This window comes from Undibacterium sp. Ji42W (assembly GCF_049340405.1).
Lineage (GTDB): Bacteria > Pseudomonadota > Gammaproteobacteria > Burkholderiales > Burkholderiaceae_D > Undibacterium.
Window position 1 is genome coordinate 165,401 of sequence record NZ_JBMPOV010000008.1, and the last position, 19,904, is coordinate 185,304.

General features: G+C 50.8%; 19 protein-coding genes. 3 read left to right on the forward strand and 16 right to left on the reverse strand.

What is annotated here, in order from left to right; genetic code table 11:
* Window positions 1–98: 98 nt before the first annotated feature.
* From rplS to rpsP, 4 genes are all read right to left on the reverse strand, one after another.
* On the reverse strand, window positions 99–482 hold the full coding sequence (gene rplS / locus ACO0LG_RS18580; protein ID WP_186954768.1) for a 50S ribosomal protein L19: 384 nt from the start codon (window positions 480–482) through the stop codon (window positions 99–101).
* Between the two features lie 132 nt (window positions 483–614).
* Window positions 615–1,361 (reverse strand): tRNA (guanosine(37)-N1)-methyltransferase TrmD, encoded by a 747-nt coding sequence (trmD, locus tag ACO0LG_RS18585; RefSeq protein ID WP_423029045.1) that lies wholly within the window; start codon window positions 1,359–1,361, stop codon window positions 615–617.
* Window positions 1,362–1,386: 25 nt separating this feature from the next.
* Window positions 1,387–1,929 carry a ribosome maturation factor RimM gene (gene rimM, locus ACO0LG_RS18590; RefSeq protein WP_423029046.1) on the reverse strand — a complete coding sequence of 181 codons (543 nt, stop codon included), beginning with the start codon at window positions 1,927–1,929 and terminating at the stop codon, window positions 1,387–1,389.
* 17 nt (window positions 1,930–1,946) lie between these two features.
* Window positions 1,947–2,198 carry a 30S ribosomal protein S16 gene (gene rpsP / locus ACO0LG_RS18595; RefSeq protein ID WP_110255824.1) on the reverse strand — a complete coding sequence of 84 codons (252 nt, stop codon included), beginning with the start codon at window positions 2,196–2,198 and terminating at the stop codon, window positions 1,947–1,949.
* 185 nt (window positions 2,199–2,383) lie between these two features.
* On the opposite strand from rpsP, the gene ACO0LG_RS18600 reads away from it, so the two are divergent.
* Entirely contained in the window at window positions 2,384–2,824 is a 441-nt protein-coding gene (locus ACO0LG_RS18600; protein WP_423029047.1) for an NINE protein, read from the forward strand.
* Window positions 2,825–3,091: 267 nt separating this feature from the next.
* Here the strand turns inward: ACO0LG_RS18600 and ACO0LG_RS18605 are convergent, their stop codons facing one another.
* From ACO0LG_RS18605 to ugpQ, 12 genes are all read right to left on the reverse strand, one after another.
* The gene (locus ACO0LG_RS18605; RefSeq protein ID WP_423029048.1) at window positions 3,092–4,000 is read right to left on the reverse strand and encodes a hypothetical protein; all 909 of its coding nucleotides are present in this window, start codon (window positions 3,998–4,000) and stop codon (window positions 3,092–3,094) included.
* Window positions 4,001–4,227: 227 nt separating this feature from the next.
* Entirely contained in the window at window positions 4,228–5,322 is a 1,095-nt protein-coding gene (locus tag ACO0LG_RS18610) for an alpha/beta hydrolase family esterase (protein WP_423029049.1), read from the reverse strand.
* Between the two features lie 23 nt (window positions 5,323–5,345).
* Complete coding sequence (locus tag ACO0LG_RS18615; protein ID WP_423029050.1) at window positions 5,346–7,040, reverse strand: thiamine pyrophosphate-binding protein; 1,695 nt, start codon at window positions 7,038–7,040, stop codon at window positions 5,346–5,348.
* Window positions 7,041–7,275: 235 nt separating this feature from the next.
* Window positions 7,276–9,066 (reverse strand): acyl-CoA dehydrogenase, encoded by a 1,791-nt coding sequence (locus ACO0LG_RS18620; protein ID WP_423029051.1) that lies wholly within the window; start codon window positions 9,064–9,066, stop codon window positions 7,276–7,278.
* Between the two features lie 255 nt (window positions 9,067–9,321).
* On the reverse strand, window positions 9,322–10,251 hold the full coding sequence (locus ACO0LG_RS18625; protein ID WP_423029052.1) for an electron transfer flavoprotein subunit alpha/FixB family protein: 930 nt from the start codon (window positions 10,249–10,251) through the stop codon (window positions 9,322–9,324).
* 88 nt (window positions 10,252–10,339) lie between these two features.
* Complete coding sequence (locus tag ACO0LG_RS18630) at window positions 10,340–11,092, reverse strand: electron transfer flavoprotein subunit beta/FixA family protein (protein ID WP_423029053.1); 753 nt, start codon at window positions 11,090–11,092, stop codon at window positions 10,340–10,342.
* A gap of 475 nt (window positions 11,093–11,567) precedes the next feature.
* Window positions 11,568–11,795: a sulfurtransferase TusA family protein gene (locus ACO0LG_RS18635; protein WP_110257077.1), complete on the reverse strand. Its 228-nt coding sequence runs from the start codon at window positions 11,793–11,795 to the stop codon at window positions 11,568–11,570.
* A gap of 337 nt (window positions 11,796–12,132) precedes the next feature.
* On the reverse strand, window positions 12,133–12,651 hold the full coding sequence (locus ACO0LG_RS18640; RefSeq protein WP_423029054.1) for an NUDIX domain-containing protein: 519 nt from the start codon (window positions 12,649–12,651) through the stop codon (window positions 12,133–12,135).
* Between the two features lie 7 nt (window positions 12,652–12,658).
* Complete coding sequence (locus tag ACO0LG_RS18645) at window positions 12,659–13,195, reverse strand: GNAT family N-acetyltransferase (RefSeq protein WP_423029055.1); 537 nt, start codon at window positions 13,193–13,195, stop codon at window positions 12,659–12,661.
* Window positions 13,174–15,786, reverse strand: coding sequence for an alanine--tRNA ligase (alaS, locus tag ACO0LG_RS18650; RefSeq protein ID WP_423029056.1), 2,613 nt, complete (start codon window positions 15,784–15,786; stop codon window positions 13,174–13,176). The genes ACO0LG_RS18645 and alaS overlap by 22 nt, the downstream gene beginning before the upstream one ends.
* A gap of 328 nt (window positions 15,787–16,114) precedes the next feature.
* Window positions 16,115–16,435 carry a hypothetical protein gene (locus tag ACO0LG_RS18655; RefSeq protein ID WP_423029057.1) on the reverse strand — a complete coding sequence of 107 codons (321 nt, stop codon included), beginning with the start codon at window positions 16,433–16,435 and terminating at the stop codon, window positions 16,115–16,117.
* 134 nt (window positions 16,436–16,569) lie between these two features.
* Entirely contained in the window at window positions 16,570–17,316 is a 747-nt protein-coding gene (ugpQ, locus tag ACO0LG_RS18660) for a glycerophosphodiester phosphodiesterase (RefSeq protein ID WP_423029058.1), read from the reverse strand.
* Between the two features lie 46 nt (window positions 17,317–17,362).
* Here ugpQ and ACO0LG_RS18665 point away from each other — a divergent pair, with 46 nt between their 5' ends.
* Both ACO0LG_RS18665 and ACO0LG_RS18670 read left to right on the forward strand, forming a co-directional pair.
* Window positions 17,363–18,604: a CaiB/BaiF CoA transferase family protein gene (locus tag ACO0LG_RS18665; protein ID WP_423029059.1), complete on the forward strand. Its 1,242-nt coding sequence runs from the start codon at window positions 17,363–17,365 to the stop codon at window positions 18,602–18,604.
* 149 nt (window positions 18,605–18,753) lie between these two features.
* Complete coding sequence (locus tag ACO0LG_RS18670; protein WP_423029060.1) at window positions 18,754–19,893, forward strand: sensor histidine kinase; 1,140 nt, start codon at window positions 18,754–18,756, stop codon at window positions 19,891–19,893.
* Window positions 19,894–19,904 lie beyond the last annotated feature (11 nt).

Consider the following 19,904-nt stretch of genomic DNA (forward strand, 5'->3'; position numbering starts at 1 on the left):
GTATATTCTTGACTTGTATGGCAGCGAACATCAACTCCCCGCTTGCCAATAAAAAAAGGATGCCGGAGCATCCTTTTTCAATACGGCTAGAACAGATATTACTCTGCTTTTGCTGCAACAACTTTACGTGCTGGCAATTTCTCTTTGATACGAGCAGATTTACCAGAGCGTTCACGCAGATAGTACAGTTTTGCACGACGTACATCACCGCGACGTTTCACTTCGATAGAAGCGATCAGTGGGGAGTACAACTGGAATGTACGCTCAACACCTTCGCCGGAAGAAATCTTACGGACGATGAAGTTGGAATTCAAACCACGGTTACGACGGGAGATAACTACACCTTCGTAAGCCTGTGCACGTTTGCGAGTACCTTCAACAACGTTGACGCTCACCACTACTGTATCACCTGGCGCAAAGTCAGGGATGCTCTTACCGAGGCGAGCAATTTCTTCTTGCTCTAATTTTTGGATCAGATCCATTTTTTACTCCAATGACCATCTTGCCGACGCCGCAGAATCTGGTTCTGGCTGATGCCCGGTAGAGGATGGGGTTTAACATGTGAATCATTGAAGATTCACGCTTATTAATTCCCGCCCGAGAGCAGGAAAATACTACAAACTGCTTAAAAACTTTTCGTCGGCACGGCTTAACAAGCCTGCCGCACGCGCTGCGATGATTAAATCCGGGCGCTTTAACTGACTGGCTTCCAGTGCTTGCTGACGTCGCCACTTTTCGATTTCGGCATGATTGCCACCCATTAACACGGCTGGTACAACCTGATCTTCAAAGACTTCTGGCCTGGTGTAATGCGGACAATCCAGCAAACCATTGACAAAACTATCCTGCACTGCCGAGGCGTCATCATGCAAGACGCCAGGGATTTGCCGTATGACAGCATCCATCAGGGCCATGGCTGGCAATTCACCGCCAGACAAAACGAAATCGCCGAGGCTGATTTCTTCATCGACGTAATTATCCAGCAGGCGCTGATCTACCGCCTCATACCTACCACATAACAAGACCAAACCCGGCGTTACCGCCAGTTGCATGACCTTTTCATGTGTCAGTGGCTTACCCTGTGGTGACAGATAAATCACTTTGGGTGCCACTGCAGACAAGGCAGTCTGGCGCGCCTTGGCAGACTCGATTGCGGTCTGCAAGGGTTTTGCCAGCATTACCATACCCGGGCCACCACCATAAGGCCGATCATCCACGGTACGATGCCTGTCTGTCGTAAAATCACGCGGATTCCACAGCTTTAATTCGCATTTTTGTTGCTCGAAGGCCCGCCTTGTTACACCTGATTGTGTAATGGCAGCGAACATTTCGGGGAACAGCGTAATGACATCAAATTGCATGCTTATGCCTTCTGATTGCATCACGTTAATAATCACTACCCCAGTCGACCTGGATTTTGCCTGCTTTTTGATCGACTTCCTTGACGAAAGCTTCTACAAAAGGGATCAGGCGTTCGTGCTTCGCCAGTTCATTTTCAGGCACATCCGCTGCCGCCACCCGTAAAATCGGATGCGCACCGTTATCCATCAAATCCCTGACCACACCTAAATTCTCACCCTGAAGATTATCTACCTGCAAACCTATCAGATCTAACCAATAGAATTCACCGGACGCCAAAGCAGGAAAATGCTTGCGAGAAATTTGCACAGTTGCACCTTTCAGTGCTTCTGCCGAATTTCTATCAGGCACACCCACCAGTCGCGCAACTACATCTTCCCCCTGGATTTTAACTTCCAGACGATCAACATCACGCAACTCAGGTTTATCCAACCACCAGGTTTTTACTGACATCAATGCGTCAGCATCAGCAGAATAAGGACGTATCCTTACCCAGCCGTGAATACCAAATGCTCCCGAGATATAGCCAACCAGGACCAGATCATCAGGAGCATGGACTGCAGCAGTCATGATACAGCTTGCAGCGATTAAGCTGCTGCTTTACCGGACTGAGCTACCAGGCGAGCAACTGCTGGAGACAATTGAGCGCCAACACCTTGCCAGTAAGCCAGGCGATCAGCTGCAACGCGTACTGTTTCTGCATTGCCAGTAGCTACTGGATTGTAGAAACCGATGCGCTCGATAAAGCGACCATCGCGACGATTACGGGAATCAGTTGCAACGATGTTGTAAAAAGGGCGCTTTTTTGCGCCACCACGAGCTAAACGAATAACGACCATAATATTTCCAAAAAATGTCTGAACGCGGAAAAAGCTGTAGATTATAGCCCGCTTATTGAGTAAGTCGCAAGGACTATCCCACTTTTTCCCTTGCCAGAGAGTGATTTTATTGATCAGCGTGACTATTGAGACACATCATACCGTCATCGCATACAATCACAGCTCCTACTTTGATGGTTTTTGCAATGACATCCACAGATACAAGCAGCTATACAACACCACATAAAAATAAAACCCTGGCAACTTTATTGGCAGCCGTCTTTGGTGCCATAGGCTTGCACCGCTTTTACCTGGGTGGAAAAAAAGACAAATGGGGCTGGCTGCACTTCATCACGCTGCCGATCAGCATGCTTATCCACTATTTCTATTTTGGCAAACCCGATATTGTTCAATACAGCTTTTTGCTAGTGTCTTTTTTGATCGCCATCCTCGAAGCGTTGGTGATGGGACTGACCCCAGATGAAAAATGGGATGCCCGCCATAATAGTAAATCCGGAAAGACCAGCGAATCCAACTGGCCACTGGCATTGCTACTTGTATTGACATTGGCTGTAGGCGCGTTTGCCTTGATTGCTGCCATCGCACGCACTTTTGATTTGTTGTATACCGGTGGTGCTTACGGCTGATAATTGTCTAATGCAGCGCCCAAGGAAAATGGCTCATCGTAAAGATAAGCCATTTTTTATTGCAATGCCTGCAATCTGATTGCAGACATTTTTTTAACGTACAAACAAGGCAATCAGGATAACGATAGGAAGAGGTATGCCGAGTAACAAAAGCAGAATTGAACGCATGATAGGCTCCAGATAATAATAATTTGTTGTTTGCCCTGCTCCGTTCTGGAGCAAGGCTGAGTTTTAAGCAGATGTTTTTGCTGATTTATTTTTGCTGCCTTATACAATCACATGTGCTTCGTCACGTTGACGACCACCGAGAGTTGCTGCCAGGCTGGCGACGAAAGCACCCAGCAGCAAGGCCACGAACATCCACAATGCAGAGTTTGCAGCCGCTTTACGGGCTTGGTCAGCGGCGGTTTTAGCCGTATTTTTTGCGTCGGTAACTGACTGGTTCAGTTGATTAAATACAGTATCAACGCGTTTTGTCGCATCTACCTGTGTCATGTCGGTGCGTTTGGCAACCAGTTTGGCCAGGTAATCACGATCACCTGGTGACAGCGAGCCGTTGGCAATACCCGTCGCCAGGATGCGGCCAACTTCCGTTCGCACTCCGTTGCTATTACCGGCGCCAGCACTGGCACCATCGGTCGGCGCGGCCGCCGTTTGCTCATTACGCAAAAGCATATCCGTAAAATAATCTGCCGGATTGACTTTGGCATTACCCACTACTGCCGCTGTTGCAGTCACTGCAGTGCCTGCGGCATCTGCTGCGCCACTGAGCATGCTTTGCGCTGCACTGGCGAGCAAGCCCACCGTCAACAACGAGGCAACTGCCCATGCCAGCATGCCATGGGCCGTATCACGGAAGTACACTTCATTGTCATGCACGTTACTCCACTTGGTGCGTAAGCGGCCTGCGATATAACCACCAATGCCGGAGGCTGCAAGTTGCGTGAAGCCTATCCAGGCGATTGTGGATATCCCCATCACCGTCGCGTTATAAGACCACGGCGACACTGCGGACAGGCCAAGGCCGGCACCCAGCATCAACAAGATTAGCGACAGCGCTGCTGCCGCCACTGCGCCACCAATCACCGCCCCCCAGGACACACCGGAAGTACCGGTACGGGATGCATTTTCTTGAGTGACTACCAACATGTTTGCTTCAGTAGTATTGTTATTCATATAGGTATCCATCTTCTTTCATTTGATTAGGATTTATGCAATAAAATCTCAGGTTTTTTTGTTGATCAAGAATGACCAGAGAACAGGTTCAGAATAGGCGACAGTGCGGCTTACGTCTGTGTGTTGTTTAACACTGGTCAAGGATTTTTTGCAGATAAAAGCAGGAGATGTATTCGCGCAACAGCGATCGATATTTAATTGGATTGATCTACATTGATCACGATTGATCAGGGTGAATAAGCAAACTGCTTGCTAACAAAAGCCCAGATCATGGCAGTTGCATCTGGCCCCCTTGGATCACTGTAAGCAAACCCCTTGGCACCGCCGCTCCAGGCATGATCCAGTCCATTTACCTCACACAAGCTGACGACGACTTGTCCCTCTCTACGATAATCAGTAATCGTTGATGGATAACGCGCACCACGTTGCACAGTGCGCGGCTTGCCAGTTTTCGCACCGGCCTGCATAGCCCATTGCTGAGCGACCAGCGTGCCATTGACAGGAAAAACGATGCGGTCTTTACTACCCTGTATCACCAGCAAAGCAGGCAGCTTGATGCCGGCAGGCAGAGGCGTTGCAGTCAAACGCCTCCCACGCATTGCCATGATGGCCGTTGCTGAAGAGTGCGCAAGTCCTGTTGCGATACCTGAATGCATGATTAGCGCACGGAAGCGTCTCGGGTGGCTCACCGCCAGCAGTGCGGCCATGCTGGCACCGGCAGACAGCCCAGCTATCGCAACCCGGTGCTGGTCCACTGGCTGCAACAGGCATACCTGATCAATCACGGCGTCAATGGACATGGCCTCACGCTGTGCCCGGCCAGAACGTGTGTCGTACCAGTTCCAGCAAGCCTGGGCATTCGAGAGTTTTTCTTGCTCAGGGTAAAGCACGAGAAAACGCTTGCGGGCGGCAAGCTGATTCATTTTGCTGCTGGCCGCTAGTGCAGCAGCATCTTGCAAGCAGCCATGCAGCATCACCACAAGCGGCAGACGTTCAGAGCGCGTGACGCCAGGTGGACGGTACAGGTAATAGCGCCGCAAGCCTGCCATTCCAGCTGTCATGCCCGAGGTCAAACTGGCACTTTGAACTGTGCTTCGAACTGAGCTTGCAACTGATGTCGTTGATTTTTTTGATTTTGTTGATGCAACTGATTTGGCTGCTTTAAGTAATCTGGCTGGATTGCGTTTTACGGTCTTAGGTACGACTGCTGCCAGTGTTTGTTTAATCGCACTGACACCAGTCCGCGTTGCCGCTGTTGTCATCTTGTTCAAGATGCTTTTGAAGGATTTGCTCCATACCGTCTTGCTGCTGCGCTTGGACATTGATGGCTTAGTGATTCATCTGCTCAGCCACCGCGCAAGGCAAGCAAGGCTTCTTTCACCCGCGCCAGACCAAACCGCCAAATCTGGTCGAGATGGATATGCGGCATGGATGGCAGCTCTGAAGGATCGATAAACACATTCAAAACCGCTGGACCACTGGCTGCCAATAACTGGCGCAAGCCATTTTCCAGCTCGCTGGATTTTTTCACCGTGAATCCGGATGCACCGCAAGCGACGGCAAAGGCAGCAAAATCCATATTCGGAAACGTGCTGCCCTTATCTGCAGGCAAGCCAGCCTCTTCCATTTCAATGTGTACCAGGCCCCATTGCTGGTTATTGAATACCACGACCTTCACGGGTAGACGATGTTCTACGCTGGTCATGAATTCGCCCAGCAACATGGTAAAGCCACCATCGCCCACTGCCACGATGACTTGCCTGTCACGATTCAGGGCCTGCACGCCATTGGCCTGTCCAAGGCTAGTACCGACTGCGGCATTATTAAATGAAGCAAGTATCCTTTGCTGACCGGACTGTTGCAGCCAGTTGCCACACCATAGTGTCACTTCGCCAGTATCAATAATGATGGCAGCATCTGCTTTCGCGTGCCTGCTGATACTACGTGCGAGGGCTTGCGGATTGACAGGCTCAGTGCTGTCTTCCAGCGCTGCTTTCTTGTCCAGCATCTCATCCCACTTTTTGCGGGCTTCTGTCACAGTTTGCAAAAAATCCTGGTCTTCGCGCTGTGGCAATTGTTCAAGAAACTGCATGATAGTCGGCTTGATGGCACCGACTATCCCCAATTGCACACCAGTGCGTCGCCCCAATACCTCAGCGCGCACATCGATCTGTATCACTTTGCCGTTCTTGGGCAGGTATTCGGTATAGGGATAATCTGAACCGAGCATCAATACCATGTCTGCATTTTGCAGGGCATCGACCCCAGGTGCGCCGCCGATCAGACCCACGCCGCCTATCCACAGCGGATGATTGTGCGCCACCATGTCCTTGCCGCGAAAGGTGTGCATCACAGGTGCCTGCAAGCGCTCTGCCAGTTGCAGTACTTGCGTGACTGCCGAGCGGCAACCAGTGCCGGCAAAAATCGCGATTTTCTTTGATTGCTTGATCAGGTGCACTGCCACGGCCACGTCTTCAGGATCAGCCGCCATTTCTGGCGAGGCGCGCAAGGTGGCCAGGCTACCCATTTTGGCATCAGTTTTTGCAGAAAATACGTCTGGCGGAATATTCAGGTGAGCCACGCCGTGCATGCCATAAGCATGCGCAATTGCCTGGTGAAATATATGCGCTGCCTGCTCAGCATTGGTCAGCGTTTGGGTATATACCGCAACATCGCGGAACAATAAATCAGGGGTATTTTCTTGCAGATAGTCATTACCCCGCTGCGCAGCAGGAACGCCACCAGAGATCGCCAATACCGGCGCATGGTCTTTGTGCGCCTCGTACAAACCTGCAATCAGGTGATTGGCACCCGGGCCAGTGGTGCCACAACAGACGGCCAGTTTACCAGTCAGCTTGGCCTGGCCTGCGGCAGCGAGGGCGGCACCCTCTTCATGCCTTACACCTATCCACTCTATGTCTTTGTGGCGGCGTATAGCATCAGTAAATGGATTGAGCGCATCACCCACCACGCCAAAGATCTGACGTACACCGATGTCATATAAGGTAGCGACCAAAAACTCAGCGACTGTTTGTTGCATAAGATACTCCTCATCAGGGACAGCCACACGATCTTGGCGGCAGCATTAACAATAAGCAAAGGATGCTTACCGTTAATAGTAAAGGCGAACGCGACAGTGCTCTATGCGCTAACGCACACAGGACCAGGGGAAGATAAAGCAGGAAAGGAAATCAGAATGGAGGCCGTAATAAAAAAGGCTCATTCACACGAATGAGCCTTTTTTCAACATACAAGTTAATTTACTAGCAGGATGATCAGAACTGGTCTTCAGACAAAGCCATGACACCGGCACTGCCATCCACAATCGCTGAACGCAAGCCCTGCGCTGCCGACAGGATATGGTCAGCAAAATAGCGTGCCGTAGCTATTTTGGCTTTCAGGAAAGCGGCATCACCCTCGCCTGCATCGAGTTTTTGCTGGGCGATGATGGCAGCGCGCGCCATTTGCCAGCCACCAAAAACGATGCCTGCCAGCTTCAGGTACAGGACGCTGCCAGCAAATACACCCTTGATGTCTTGCTTGAAGTTGGTGACGACATAATCAACCACGTCTTCCAGCGCAGCCGTGCCTGCTGCCAGTTGACGCTGTATCGCCAGCGTATCGACTGAACCGATAGCGGCCAGTTGTGCTTCTGTCGCACGCATATCAGCGATGAATGCTTTGGCAGTGGCACCGCCATCGCGTGAAGTCTTGCGGCCTACCAGGTCGTTCGCCTGGATGGCTGTCGTGCCTTCGTAGATGGTGAGAATCTTGGCATCGCGGTAGTGTTGTGCCGCGCCGGTTTCTTCAATGAAACCCATGCCGCCATGAACCTGCACACCAGTCGAGGTGACATCCAGCGACATTTCTGTCGACCAGCCTTTGACGATAGGCACCAGGTATTCATATTTAGCCTGGTTGGCCTTGCGCACTGCGGTGTCTGCATGATGATGGGCAAAGTCGCTGATACCGGCAGCCACATAGGCCAGCGCACGCGCGCCTTCAGTCTGGGCGCGCATTGACATCAGCATGCGCCGCACATCCGGGTGGTTGATAATGGCAACCGGGCCAGCAGAACCTGCCAGGTCACGCGATTGCACGCGGTCCTTGGCGTATTGCACAGCCTTTTGGTAAGCACGTTCTGCCACGCCTATGCCCTGCATGCCAACGCCAAAGCGCGCTGCATTCATCATGATAAACATGTATTCGAGACCACGATTTTCTTCACCGACCAGCGTGCCCAAAGCACCGCCGTTGTCACCAAACTGCAATACCGCAGTCGGGCTGGCCTTGATACCCAGTTTGTGTTCTATCGATACACAGTGTGCATCATTGCGCGCACCCAGTGTGCCATCAGCATTGATCAGGAATTTTGGCACGATGAACAGGGAAATACCTTTGACGCCTTCTGGTGCATCCGGCGTACGTGCCAGCACCAGGTGGACGATATTTTCTGCCATATCGTGTTCACCATAGGTGATGAAAATCTTGGTGCCGTAGACCTTGTATGTACCATCACCTTGGGGTACGGCACGGCTGCGTACCATCGCCAGGTCAGATCCGGCTTGTGGCTCGGTCAGATTCATCGTACCGGTCCACTTGCCGGAAATCAGGTTTTCCAGGTAGATGGCTTTTTGTTCGTCTGTGCCTGCAGTCAGCAGGGCTTCAATCGCGCCATCTGTCAGCAATGGGCAAAGCGCAAACGAGATGCTGGCCGCATTCAACATTTCTATGCAAGGTGTCGCCACCAGCTTGGGTAAGCCCTGGCCGCCAAATTCTTGCGGGTGCTGCACACCCTGCCAGCCTGCCTCGCCAAACATCTTGAAGGCCTCCTTGAAACCCTTGGTGGTAAAGACTTCGCCGTCTTTCCAGTAGCTCGGTGCCTGGTCGCCTGGCCAGTTCAATGGGGCTACCACTTCACCGGCAAATTTGGCGTTTTCTTCCAGCACCGCTTCCACGGTTTCTGCCGTCGCATCGTCACAACCGGGCAATGCACTGACTTCAGCAAGACCAGCCAGCTCATTGATGATGAACAGCATGTCTTTGACGGGGGCAACATAGCTCATTTTTGTATCCCAAAAAAAGAAAAAGGGGCAGGTCAGGAAGATCGCTAGAAATGATGCGATAAACCGCTTACCTGCCCCAATCAGGTCACCAGGGTGACCAAAAAAATTACGTAGATCAAGGAATCCTTGAGTAAGCGTAGCGAGCGACGTTAGTTTGGCTCATTGAAAACTCGGAAGCGCAGTCGTACGACTGTACGGCGAGCATCGCAGGCCCCAAATAGCGTCGCGCAGTAGCGAAATCAGGGATTCTTTTTTTTAGCCCAGTTCAGCAACCAGTTGCGGAACGATATCAAACAGATCGCCAACGATGCCATAGTCAGCTACCGAGAAGATCGGTGCTTCTGGATCTTTGTTGATAGCAACGATAGTTTTGGAATCTTTCATACCTGCCAAATGCTGGATCGCGCCAGAGATGCCGACAGCGATATACAACTGAGGTGCAACGATCTTGCCGGTCTGACCAACTTGCCAGTCATTCGGTACAAAGCCTGCATCAACCGCAGCACGGGAGGCACCCATCGCCGCGCCCAGCTTGTCAGCCAGTGGTTCCAGAATCTTGAAGTTGTCGCCAGAACCCATGCCACGGCCACCGGAAACGATGACTTTGGCCGCTGTCAGCTCAGGACGGTCAGACTTGGCCACTTCGCGGGAAACGAAAGCAGATTTGCCAGAATCAGCAACTGCAGAAATTGTTTCAACAGCAGCAGAACCACCAGTAGCAGCCGCATCAAAACCTGTAGTACGTACAGTGATGACCTTGATCGCGTCAGTCGATTGCACAGTCGCGATGGCGTTACCAGCGTAGATAGGACGCTCGAAAGTGTCGGGGCTGTCTACCTTGGTGATTTCAGAGATTTGCGATACGTCGAGCTTGGCAGCTACGCGTGGCAAAATGTTTTTGCCGTAGGCAGTTGCCGGTGCCAGGATGTGGCTGTAGCCAGAAGCGATTGCCAATACTTGCTCGGCAATGTTTTCTGCGAGGCCATCAGCAAAATGTGCTGCATCTGCATGCAATACTTTGGCAACGCCTGCGATTTGTGCAGCAGCTTGTGCGACTGCGCCCGCATTGTGGCCAGCAACCAGTACGTGTACATCTGCGCCGCATTGCGCAGCAGCAGTGATGGTATTCAATGTGCTGCCCTTGAGGCCAGCGTTGTCGTGTTCAGCGATGACGAGTGTAGTCATGATGTCTTCCACTTGATGTGTTGTCAGGATCCATATCCTGGCAACAAAAATTATTCTTAAATTCTGTCTTTACCTTAACGGTCGAAAATCAGCCAATTACTTTGGCTTCATTGCGCAACTTGGCAACCAGGGTCGCCACGTCAGGCACTTTGATACCAGCGCTGCGTTTTGGTGGCTCTACCACTTTCAAAGTCTTGACACGGGAAGCAACGTCCACACCCAAGTCTGCCGGTTTGACATTGTCCAGTGGTTTTTTCTTGGCCTTCATGATGTTAGGCAAAGTCACATAACGTGGCTCATTCAAACGCAAGTCTGTGGTGATGATGGCTGGCAGTGTCAGGGACAATGTTTCCAGGCCGCCGTCTACTTCACGCGTGACTGTGGCTTTACCATCAGCAACCGTGACTTTGGAAGCGAAAGTCGCTTGTGGCCAACCCAGCAGGGCTGCTAGCATCTGGCCAGTCTGGTTGCTGTCATCATCAATTGCCTGTTTACCGAGGATGATCAGTTGTGGTTGCTCTTTGTCAGCCAGTGCCTTAAGCAATTTGGCCACGGCCAGCGGTTGCAGTTCTGCGTCGCTTTCGACCAGGATGCCGCGGTCGGCACCAATCGCCATTGCAGTTCGCAGGGTTTCCTGGCATTGCGCCACGCCGCAGGAAACAGCGATCACTTCTGTCACGACGCCAGCTTCTTTCAAACGGGTCGCTTCTTCAACAGCGATTTCATCAAATGGATTCATGGACATTTTAACGTTGGCGATATCAACGCCAGAGCCATCAGATTTAACACGTACTTTGACGTTGTAATCGACGACGCGTTTGACTGGTACCAGGACTTTCATAGTTCTGCCTTTATGAGCTAATTGGGAAATACAGAATTTAATACCGAATTTATACGAAACTTGATACGAATGTTAAAGCTTGATACTGAAAATTTGCTGCCTGACGTTCCATCGTTTTACTTGCAAGAGCAGACGCGCACAAAACTTATACATGAAGAGCCGCCTCGCAAACTTCTATTTCGCAGGCTTGGTACTTCGCTAAGTTCCTTATATTACTGCGCTTTCGCCTTCGCAAATTGACGTATACGTAAATTCTATTAATTATAAAACGAAAACATCAAGATTTTGCACAATTTAGCACGAGCGTTCTTTTTAATCCACTTTACCACTAGAGCAGAATGCCTAATCCAATATGGTTTCAGTGTGAACAGAAGATAAGTCAGGTAGACAAATGCGTTGCTGAAATGAAAAAACCCGCAACATCATTGCGGGTTTTTTGTGTGCTGCTTTGCCGGCGGGTGAGCAGACTATCGACTTACTTGCGCTTGATAAAATACTCAAACTCTTTGCTGTTTTCCTGATGCGACAAAAGTTCATTGCCGGTTTGTTTGGAAAAAGCCTTGAAGTCCCTGACGGAGCCAGGATCAGTCGCCAGCACATGCAACACTTCACCAGTGAGCATTTCGGCCAGCGCCTTTTTGGTTTTTAAAATTGGAAGAGGACAGTTCAGTCCGCGTGCATCCAGTTCTTTATTGAATTGCATGATTTTCCCAGTAATACAAATTGAGTAAGCTAATTCGCCCGACAATTGATGCACCAATTCTACCGGAATTTTCATTCGTATGGTGCATCGCAGCAGACTAACAACAAAAGACCAAATATTTTAAAAAGTTTTCGCACGGAAATGGTGCAAAAATCTAAAAATCTTCGTTTAAAGCCCACACTCTCATCTTAGACAGTAAACTTACTGCTGGCTTACTTATTGGATGTATTTCACCAAAACAATTGTTAAACTGGTTTTTTATTAGCAATTACGTATGAAACTGTGCTCTTCCAAGCATTTCTGGGGCGTCGTCGTTTTGCATTGCAAAAGACTCAAGCTATTTGCTTTCCCATTCCCGGTAAACAGGTTCCAGTCCACGAGTGCGCATCCAGTCGGCCATGGCATGGCCGGTACCAGCATTCCAGGGCCTGAGTTTTTCGGGTTCTATGAGACGGTATTCCAGCAATTCTGGTGACAGGCTGACCGTGCCGGACGCCTTGACGTGATAAGCAATGATGAGTTCATTTTTGCGGATGAATTCATAGACACCTATTAAGGTAATTTCATCGGCATCAAGATTGGTTTCCTCTTTGAGCTCGCGTGCCACGCCCTGCTCTGGTGTTTCACCGCGCTCCATAAAACCGGTGATCAGGGCGAAGGTGTTTTCTGGCCAGGCAGCATTGCGCGCCAACAGTATCTTGTCTTCAAACTCAACCAGAGCCGCCAGCACCGGTAGCGGATTGTCCCAGTGGGTCCAGTGACCCTCAGGGCAGGCCAGCCTGAGCTTGCCTGCTTCCTGTTCATCGGGGCGCTCTATCAGTGATGTTGCACATACAGGGCAAAACTTCAATTCCATGCTGACCTCAGGTTTCCCTCAACGGTATCATCGCCTGCTTGGGATGCAGGCGTGCCATGCCATAACTATCGACATACTGGCCATTACGAAAAGCATAGGCGCGCATTGTGCCTTCTTTTTCAAAGCCAAATTTTTTATACAGATGGATGGCAGCCGTGTTATCACAAAACACAGTCAATTCCAGGCGCAGGAGATTGAGCCAGTTATCCGATAAATTGAGTAACTCGGTCAATAGCGCAGTGCCTATGCCGCGTCCAGAAAAAGAGTCAGCCACGCCCATGCCAAGGGAGGCAACGTGACTACGTCTTTGCTTTTTCTCCATATGCAGGCTGGCCATACCCACCACCACACCATCATAGATGGCAACCAGGCGGGTATCATTGGGGTCTGCCTTTTCCAGCCGCTCTTGCCATATCTCGGTTGTCGGATGCGGCAGTTGCAAAGTACCAGCATAAGTGCCGCCACTGGCGAACACCCTTTGCAGTTGGGCCGCATCTGAAACTTCAGCACGGCGTATATGTATCATAGACGTGAAGTTACCCATTCAGTCACACCCTCCAAGGCTTTTGTCAGACCGCTCGCATCCGTGCCACCCGCTTGCGCCATATCAGGGCGGCCGCCGCCTTTGCCGCCAACTTGCTGGGCTACAAAGTTAACCAGGTCACCGGCCTTGATTCTGGATGTGCTGTCTGCCGTCACACCGGCAATCAGGCTAACCTTGCCATCATTGACTGCTGCCAACACAATCGCTGCTGTTTTCAGTTTGTCTTTGAGCTTGTCCATGGTTTCACGCAAGGCTGTCACGTCAGCACCTTGTAGCGTGGCTGCCAGCACCTTGATGCCTTTGACATCGACTGCCTGGTTCACCAGGTCATCACCCTGGCTGGAAGCCATTTTTGATTTCAGCGTCGCCAGTTCTTTTTCCAAAGCCTTGACATGATCCTGCACTTGCCCGATACGCAGCGTCAGTTCTTCTGGCTGGGTTTTCAGGGCGGCAGCAGCTTCATTGATGCGGCTGTTCAGGTTTTGTACCAGCGCCAGTGCAACTTCACCAGTCACCGCCTCAACACGACGGATGCCGGCAGCAACGCCACCTTCAGCCACGATCTTGAACAGGCCGATATCACCAGTGCGGGATACGTGAGTACCACCGCAGAGCTCACGCGAAGTACCGATGTCAAGTACGCGTACTTCATCGCCATATTTTTCGCCAAACAGTGCCATCGCACCATGCTTGACCGCGTCGTCATAGCCCATCACTTGCGCCTGGGTTGCCACGTTCGCCAGAATTTCACGGTTGACGATGGTTTCTACCTGACGAATTTCATCCACAGTCATAGGGCCATTGTGGCTAAAGTCGAAGCGGGTTTTTTCCACATCCACCAGAGAGCCTTTTTGTGCAACATGGCTGCCCAGTACTTCACGCAAGGCCTTGTGCATCAAATGCGTGGCAGAGTGATTGCGCATGGTTTGTGCGCGGATTTCCTGGTTCACTTCTGCCTTGAGATTCTGTGCAATAGCCAGGCTGCCAGATTTCAACACGCCGTGATGGCCGAATACATCTGCCTGGATTTTTCTTGTGTCATTCACTTCAAACACGGCACCATCCACGCCCACCAGCACACCAGAGTCGCCTGCCTGGCCACCTGATTCTGCATAGAAAGGCGTGGTATCAAGAACGACGATTGCCTTTTGGCCTGCCTTGATTTCATTGACAGCAGTACCATCAACATACAGAGCTATCACTTTGGCTTCATGTTGCAATTGATCGTAACCAACGAATTTTGTCTTTTCGCCACTGTACTCAATAGCGGCAGCCATAGTGAATTCGCTATTTTCTTTGCCGCTTTCTTTTTGCTTGCGCATCGCCTCATGGAAACCTGCTTCATCCAGTACAACATTGCGCTCGCGGCAAATATCTGCGGTCAGATCAAGTGGAAAGCCATAGGTGTCATGCAAGGTAAACGCTGTTTTGCCGTCCAGGTTTTTACTGTCTTTGGCAAGTGCTGCTTCCAGAATCTTCATGCCATTACCCAGAGTTTCGCCAAAGCGCAACTCTTCCTGCTTCAATACTTGTGCAACACGCTCAGCCGCCTCAGCCAGTTCAGGATATGCAACACCCATTTCCTTGACCAGATCAGGCACCAGCTTGTAAAAGAAAGGCTGGCTCTGGCCCAGTTTGTGACCATGACGCAAGGCACGACGGGTAATACGGCGCAGCACATAGCCACGGCCTTCATTACCAGGGATGATGCCATCGACGATCAAAAAGCCTGCACAGCGGATATGATCAGCAATCACGCGCAGTGAATTGTTTTCCAGATCCGTACAGCCGGTTTCACGCGCTGCTGCCTTGATCAGGTTTTGGAAAGTATCGATTTCATAATTGGAATGCACATGCTGCAAGACTGCAGACAAACGTTCCAGGCCCATGCCGGTATCCACACATGGTTTAGGCAAAGGGTTCAGGACGCCCGCTTCATCTTTATTGAACTGCATGAATACGAGGTTCCAGATTTCAATGAACCGGTCGCCGTCTTCATCTGGCGAACCTGGAGGCCCCCCCCAGATTTCCGGACCGTGGTCATAGAAAATCTCGGTACAAGGGCCGCAAGGGCCAGTGTCAGCCATTTGCCAGAAATTGTCGGATGCATAACGTGCCCCCTTGTTGTCGCCGATGCGGATGATGCGTTCTACCGGTACGCCAATTTCGTTTTTCCAGATATCGTAAGCTTCGTCATCTTCCTGATAGACGGTGACGGTCAGCTTGTCTTTTGGCAAGCCATAGACTGTCGTCAGCAATTCCCAGGCGTAGTGAATCGCATCTTTCTTGAAATAATCGCCGAAAGAGAAATTGCCCAGCATTTCAAAGAAAGTATGGTGACGCGCTGTGTAGCCTACATTTTCCAGATCATTATGCTTGCCACCGGCACGAACGCTACGTTGCGCTGTCGTGGCGCGGGTATAGGCACGCTTGTCCTGGCCGAGGAACACATCCTTGAACTGCACCATACCGGAGTTGGTGAACAGCAAGGTCGGGTCATTGCCGGGTATCAGGCTGGAGGAGCGCACACGGGTATGGCCCTTGGATTCGAAAAAGCTAAGGAATTTATCGCGGATTTCTGACGAGTTCATAAATGATGGTTCTAAGCTGAAAAATGGGTGTAATAATGGTTGTAGCCGCCGATTATACGGTATAAATTCAGCACATTATCTATGGTGGCTGGTAGCTGACCAGCAAGTTGATTGAAAAACCTGTTTAAAAACGGAAGACCTCTCAACACAGAGGCACGGAGACACAGAGAAAAACGAGAGAAAATCTAAGGACAGCTCTGAAAAGCTTTCGTTGTTTTATCGTCATCAGCCTGGATGGTGAACACAGGAATACATAAATATTCTTATCTTTTTGCAAAACCAAAGCCGGCAGCGTTAACTGGCGACTTTAGTTTTCATGAATAAAGTATTACTTGGCAACGTCCGCATTATGCTTTTTATTACGAATCTTCTTGCTGGCGCGGTTTTCTTCATGTTCCAGTTTGGCACGTTCAGTCTTGGTGACGACACCATCTGCCTTGGCTGCCTGCTTGTCGGCTTCTATCTTGGTTTCGCGTTTTTCCAGGTTGGCGGATTCTTTTGCGGTCAACGCGCCGCTTTCCATGCCTTTGGCAATACGCTTTTGCTGCACTTCCTGACGCTTATCAATATTTGGGGTATTGGTTTGTGCGAAAACCGAACCAGCGATGAGAGTAGCGACAACAGCAGCAGCAAATTTAATGGATTTCATGGTTTTTCCTTAGCAGGGAGTGTTTTTCTATAAGCGAACTGCCCATAAGCTCTTAACGAAAGCTGTATTTATTCTGATGACAGGGAAGGTGTAATCGGTGTAAGTACTTGTAAAGCCGTGTAGCCACAGCAATTTTAGAAATCAGCGGTTATCAGATCTATCCTGTCAGTGCAAAATGCATCGACACCCCAATGCAGGATTTCTGCTGCCCGCTCCGGTGTATTGACGGTGTAGCAAAACACGCCATAGCCTGCATCCTTGACTTCCCTCACCTGCTCTGGCGTCAGGTATTTGTGATTGGTATGCAAGGCCCTGGCTGCCAGTTCCTGCAGGCACGCTTTCCAGTCAGACGTAATTTTATCGATCAAAAAACCGCGTGGGATGGTGGGCGCAGCATGCTTGGCTGCCATCAGGGCAGTAAATGAAAAGGAAGAAAACAGCGGCAGGCGCAGGGCATCAAGCACGGCAACGTCAGCAAACAGGGTCTGCGTTTGCTCTGCCACTACCCGCCCGGTTTCTTCTTCCGCGCCGGGAGAAGGTTTGATTTCCACATTCATCCAAATACCATGCTGGCGGCAAAAGTGTACGACGTCTGAATAAAGGGTGACTGGCTCGCCCTTGAAGCTGTCAGCAAACCATTTGCCAGCATCCATCTTCTGTAAATCTACAGCCAAAGTATCAGCCACGCGGCCACTGCCCGCCACTGTTCTGCCAAATTCAGGATCATGCATGAGCACAGGAACGCCATCCTTTGATAACATGACATCAAATTCCACGGCGGCAAAACCGTGTTCCCATCCGCAACGCATCGCTGCCAGGGTATTTTCTGGTGCCAGAGTTCCACCGCCACGGTGGGCGATGACTTTAGGATAGGGCCACATATGCGCTCCTTACAAGTAACAAATAATGTTAATAGGATAATCGAAGATGTCGACAACGTCGCTACAAAAAACTGCCTTGGGCCATATCCGAGTGCTGGACTTGACACGGGTGCTGGCGGGCCCATGGTGTGCACAAAACCTGGCAGATCTGGGGGCAGAAGTCATCAAGGTTGAAAGACCAGGCAGTGGCGACGATACACGTAGCTGGGGGCCACCTTATTTGCGTGATGCAGAAGGTAATAACACGACAGAGGCAGCTTATTACCTGGCCGCGAACCGTGGCAAGCAAGCCATCACGGTGGATATTGCCACCCCTGAGGGGCAGCAAATCATCCGTGAGCTGGCAGCAAAATCTGATGTGGTGCTGGAAAACTACAAGCTTGGCCAGCTAAAAAAATATGGTCTTGATTATGAATCCTTGAAATTGATCAAGCCTGATCTTGTGTATTGCTCGATCACCGGTTTTGGCCAGGACGGCCCTTATGCCCACCGTGCCGGATATGACTTTATCGTGCAAGGCATGGGCGGTTTCATGTCGCTGACGGGTGAGCGTGATGACTTGCCAGGCGGCGGCCCTCAAAAGGCCGGCGTGGCCATCGCAGACCTGATGACGGGTATGTACTCCACCATCGCCGTCATGGCTGCACTGACGCACAGGGACAGGACCGGCGAGGGCCAGTACATCGACATGGCCTTGCTGGATGTGCAAGTCGCCATGCTGGCTAATATGAACATGAATTACCTGGCCAGTGGCAATGCCCCAAAACGCTGGGGCAATGCGCATCCGAATATCGTGCCCTACCAAACCTTTGCGACGTCAGATGGGCATATCATCGTGGCGGCGGGCAATGATGGTCAGTATAAAAAGTTTGTACAAATAGGCGACTTGCCCGAACTTGCAGAGGACCCGCGCTTCAGCACCAACCCAAAACGGGTTGAACACAGGGATGTGCTGGTGCCCATACTGGCAAACATGGTCAGGCTCAAGACCAAGCAGGAATGGATCAGCCTGCTGGAAGAGGCCGGCGTACCTTGCGGCCCCATCAATACCCTCGATGAAGTATTTAAAGACCCGCAAGTGTTGGCGCGCAAAATGCAGATCAACCTGCCCCACCCTACTGCTGGCCAGGTGAAACTAGTGGCCAGCCCGATGAAATTGTCGGCCACCCCCGTTATCTATCCTTCAGCCCCGCCTTTACTGGGGCAACATACCGAGAGCGTGCTGGCTGCCACGCTGGGTTACGACCAGCAACAACTGCAGGCCTTGAAGGCTAAAAATATCATATAAGAAACTCTAATCACATCCTCTGGCGTGGCTTGCTCACGCCAGATTTGTCGGTCTTTACGACAAAAAACACTGCCTTTATCGTGTTTGCCTATTGCAGGGTCAGCAAGCAGGTTAAGCTGAGCGCACGAAGATACCCGGCCAATGATGAAATGAACAACAAATTTTTGCACCAAATCCAGACTCATTTACAGTCAAAACTACAGTCCAAATTAAAGCCTGAACATTACCAGAGCCTGGTAGGTGTTATCGGTGATATGCCGCGCTTGTTAGCAATCAACCTGGCCTGCGGCTTTGGTGTCCACTATATCCTGCATGCCCGCGGGAATCTGTTTGAGCATATCGTGTTTTCCATGTTCATAGGCTTTTCAGCCTATTTGCTGATCAAGATATTCAAGCGTCTGTTCTGGGGCGCCGGAATACCAAACACCATAGGCTTTTACCTCATGTGCATCGTGGTGGCACCGCTGGCTTTGATGGTAGGCATGTCCATCGCCGCCTTGGTATTCAACTACCCTGTTCCGGATGTGAACACAATTAAGTCGCCATATCTGGTCAGCTCTATTGCCATGACTTGCATAGTCAGCCTTATTGCTGCCTGGTCCTTCTGGAGCAGGGCCAGAATTTCAGAATTGCAGGCCGCTGCCGAAGCAGAAAAAGCCAAGAATGCCGCGATAGAAAAACAGGCCATGCAAGCGCAATTGCAAATGTTGCAGGCACAAATAGAACCGCATATGCTGTTCAATACCCTGGCCAATCTGCAAGGTCTGATTGCGATAGACCCGCCCCGGGCACAGCACATGCTCGCGCAACTGATCGTCTACCTGCGCAATACCTTAAGCTCTTCCCGCGCAGAACAAACCACGCTGAAACAGGAATTCACTCTCATGCAAGCCTATCTGGAATTGCTGGCAATACGCATGGGCAAGCGCCTCCAATATACTCTGGATTTGCCCGACGATCTGCAGCAAACGCCTATCGCCCCCATGCTCTTGCAACCGCTGGTGGAGAACGCCGTCAAGCACGGGCTAGAACCCAAGATGGAAGGCGGCAGCATTCATGTCGTCGCAGAAAAACAGGATGGTATTTTGCACCTGAAAGTCATCGACACCGGCCTAGGCCTGCCCTTTAATTATGATGACAGCAAAAATATCAGCAGCGCAGCGAATAATATAGGCAATGCCAATATCCGTGAGCGCCTGCTAGCCTTGTATGGCCCGCAAGCCAGCCTGAGCCTGCAAGCCAATCAACCTGAAGGTGCGATTGCCCACCTCAGCATTCCTATCAACTAAATCCATATGAC

Bases quoted from the DNA above. Each gene is read 5' to 3' on its own strand.
- ugpQ (WP_423029058.1), bottom strand. From the start codon at position 17,316: ATGTGGCCCTATCCTAAAGTCATCGCCCACCGTGGCGGTGGAACTCTG.
- alaS (WP_423029056.1), bottom strand. From the start codon at position 15,786: ATGAACTCGTCAGAAATCCGCGATAAATTCCTTAGCTTTTTCGAATCC.
- rimM (WP_423029046.1), bottom strand. From the start codon at position 1,929: ATGACTGCTGCAGTCCATGCTCCTGATGATCTGGTCCTGGTTGGCTAT.
- ACO0LG_RS18665 (WP_423029059.1), top strand. From the start codon at position 17,363: ATGTCGACAACGTCGCTACAAAAAACTGCCTTGGGCCATATCCGAGTG.
- ACO0LG_RS18670 (WP_423029060.1), top strand. From the start codon at position 18,754: ATGAACAACAAATTTTTGCACCAAATCCAGACTCATTTACAGTCAAAA.
- rplS (WP_186954768.1), bottom strand. From the start codon at position 482: ATGGATCTGATCCAAAAATTAGAGCAAGAAGAAATTGCTCGCCTCGGT.
- ACO0LG_RS18620 (WP_423029051.1), bottom strand. From the start codon at position 9,066: ATGAGCTATGTTGCCCCCGTCAAAGACATGCTGTTCATCATCAATGAG.
- ACO0LG_RS18625 (WP_423029052.1), bottom strand. From the start codon at position 10,251: ATGACTACACTCGTCATCGCTGAACACGACAACGCTGGCCTCAAGGGC.
- rpsP (WP_110255824.1), bottom strand. From the start codon at position 2,198: ATGGTCGTTATTCGTTTAGCTCGTGGTGGCGCAAAAAAGCGCCCTTTT.
- ACO0LG_RS18610 (WP_423029049.1), bottom strand. From the start codon at position 5,322: ATGTCCAAGCGCAGCAGCAAGACGGTATGGAGCAAATCCTTCAAAAGC.
- ACO0LG_RS18655 (WP_423029057.1), bottom strand. From the start codon at position 16,435: ATGAAATCCATTAAATTTGCTGCTGCTGTTGTCGCTACTCTCATCGCT.
- ACO0LG_RS18600 (WP_423029047.1), top strand. From the start codon at position 2,384: ATGACATCCACAGATACAAGCAGCTATACAACACCACATAAAAATAAA.
- ACO0LG_RS18645 (WP_423029055.1), bottom strand. From the start codon at position 13,195: ATGGGTAACTTCACGTCTATGATACATATACGCCGTGCTGAAGTTTCA.
- ACO0LG_RS18630 (WP_423029053.1), bottom strand. From the start codon at position 11,092: ATGAAAGTCCTGGTACCAGTCAAACGCGTCGTCGATTACAACGTCAAA.
- trmD (WP_423029045.1), bottom strand. From the start codon at position 1,361: ATGCAATTTGATGTCATTACGCTGTTCCCCGAAATGTTCGCTGCCATT.
- ACO0LG_RS18635 (WP_110257077.1), bottom strand. From the start codon at position 11,795: ATGCAATTCAATAAAGAACTGGATGCACGCGGACTGAACTGTCCTCTT.
- ACO0LG_RS18605 (WP_423029048.1), bottom strand. From the start codon at position 4,000: ATGAATAACAATACTACTGAAGCAAACATGTTGGTAGTCACTCAAGAA.
- ACO0LG_RS18640 (WP_423029054.1), bottom strand. From the start codon at position 12,651: ATGGAATTGAAGTTTTGCCCTGTATGTGCAACATCACTGATAGAGCGC.
- ACO0LG_RS18615 (WP_423029050.1), bottom strand. From the start codon at position 7,040: ATGCAACAAACAGTCGCTGAGTTTTTGGTCGCTACCTTATATGACATC.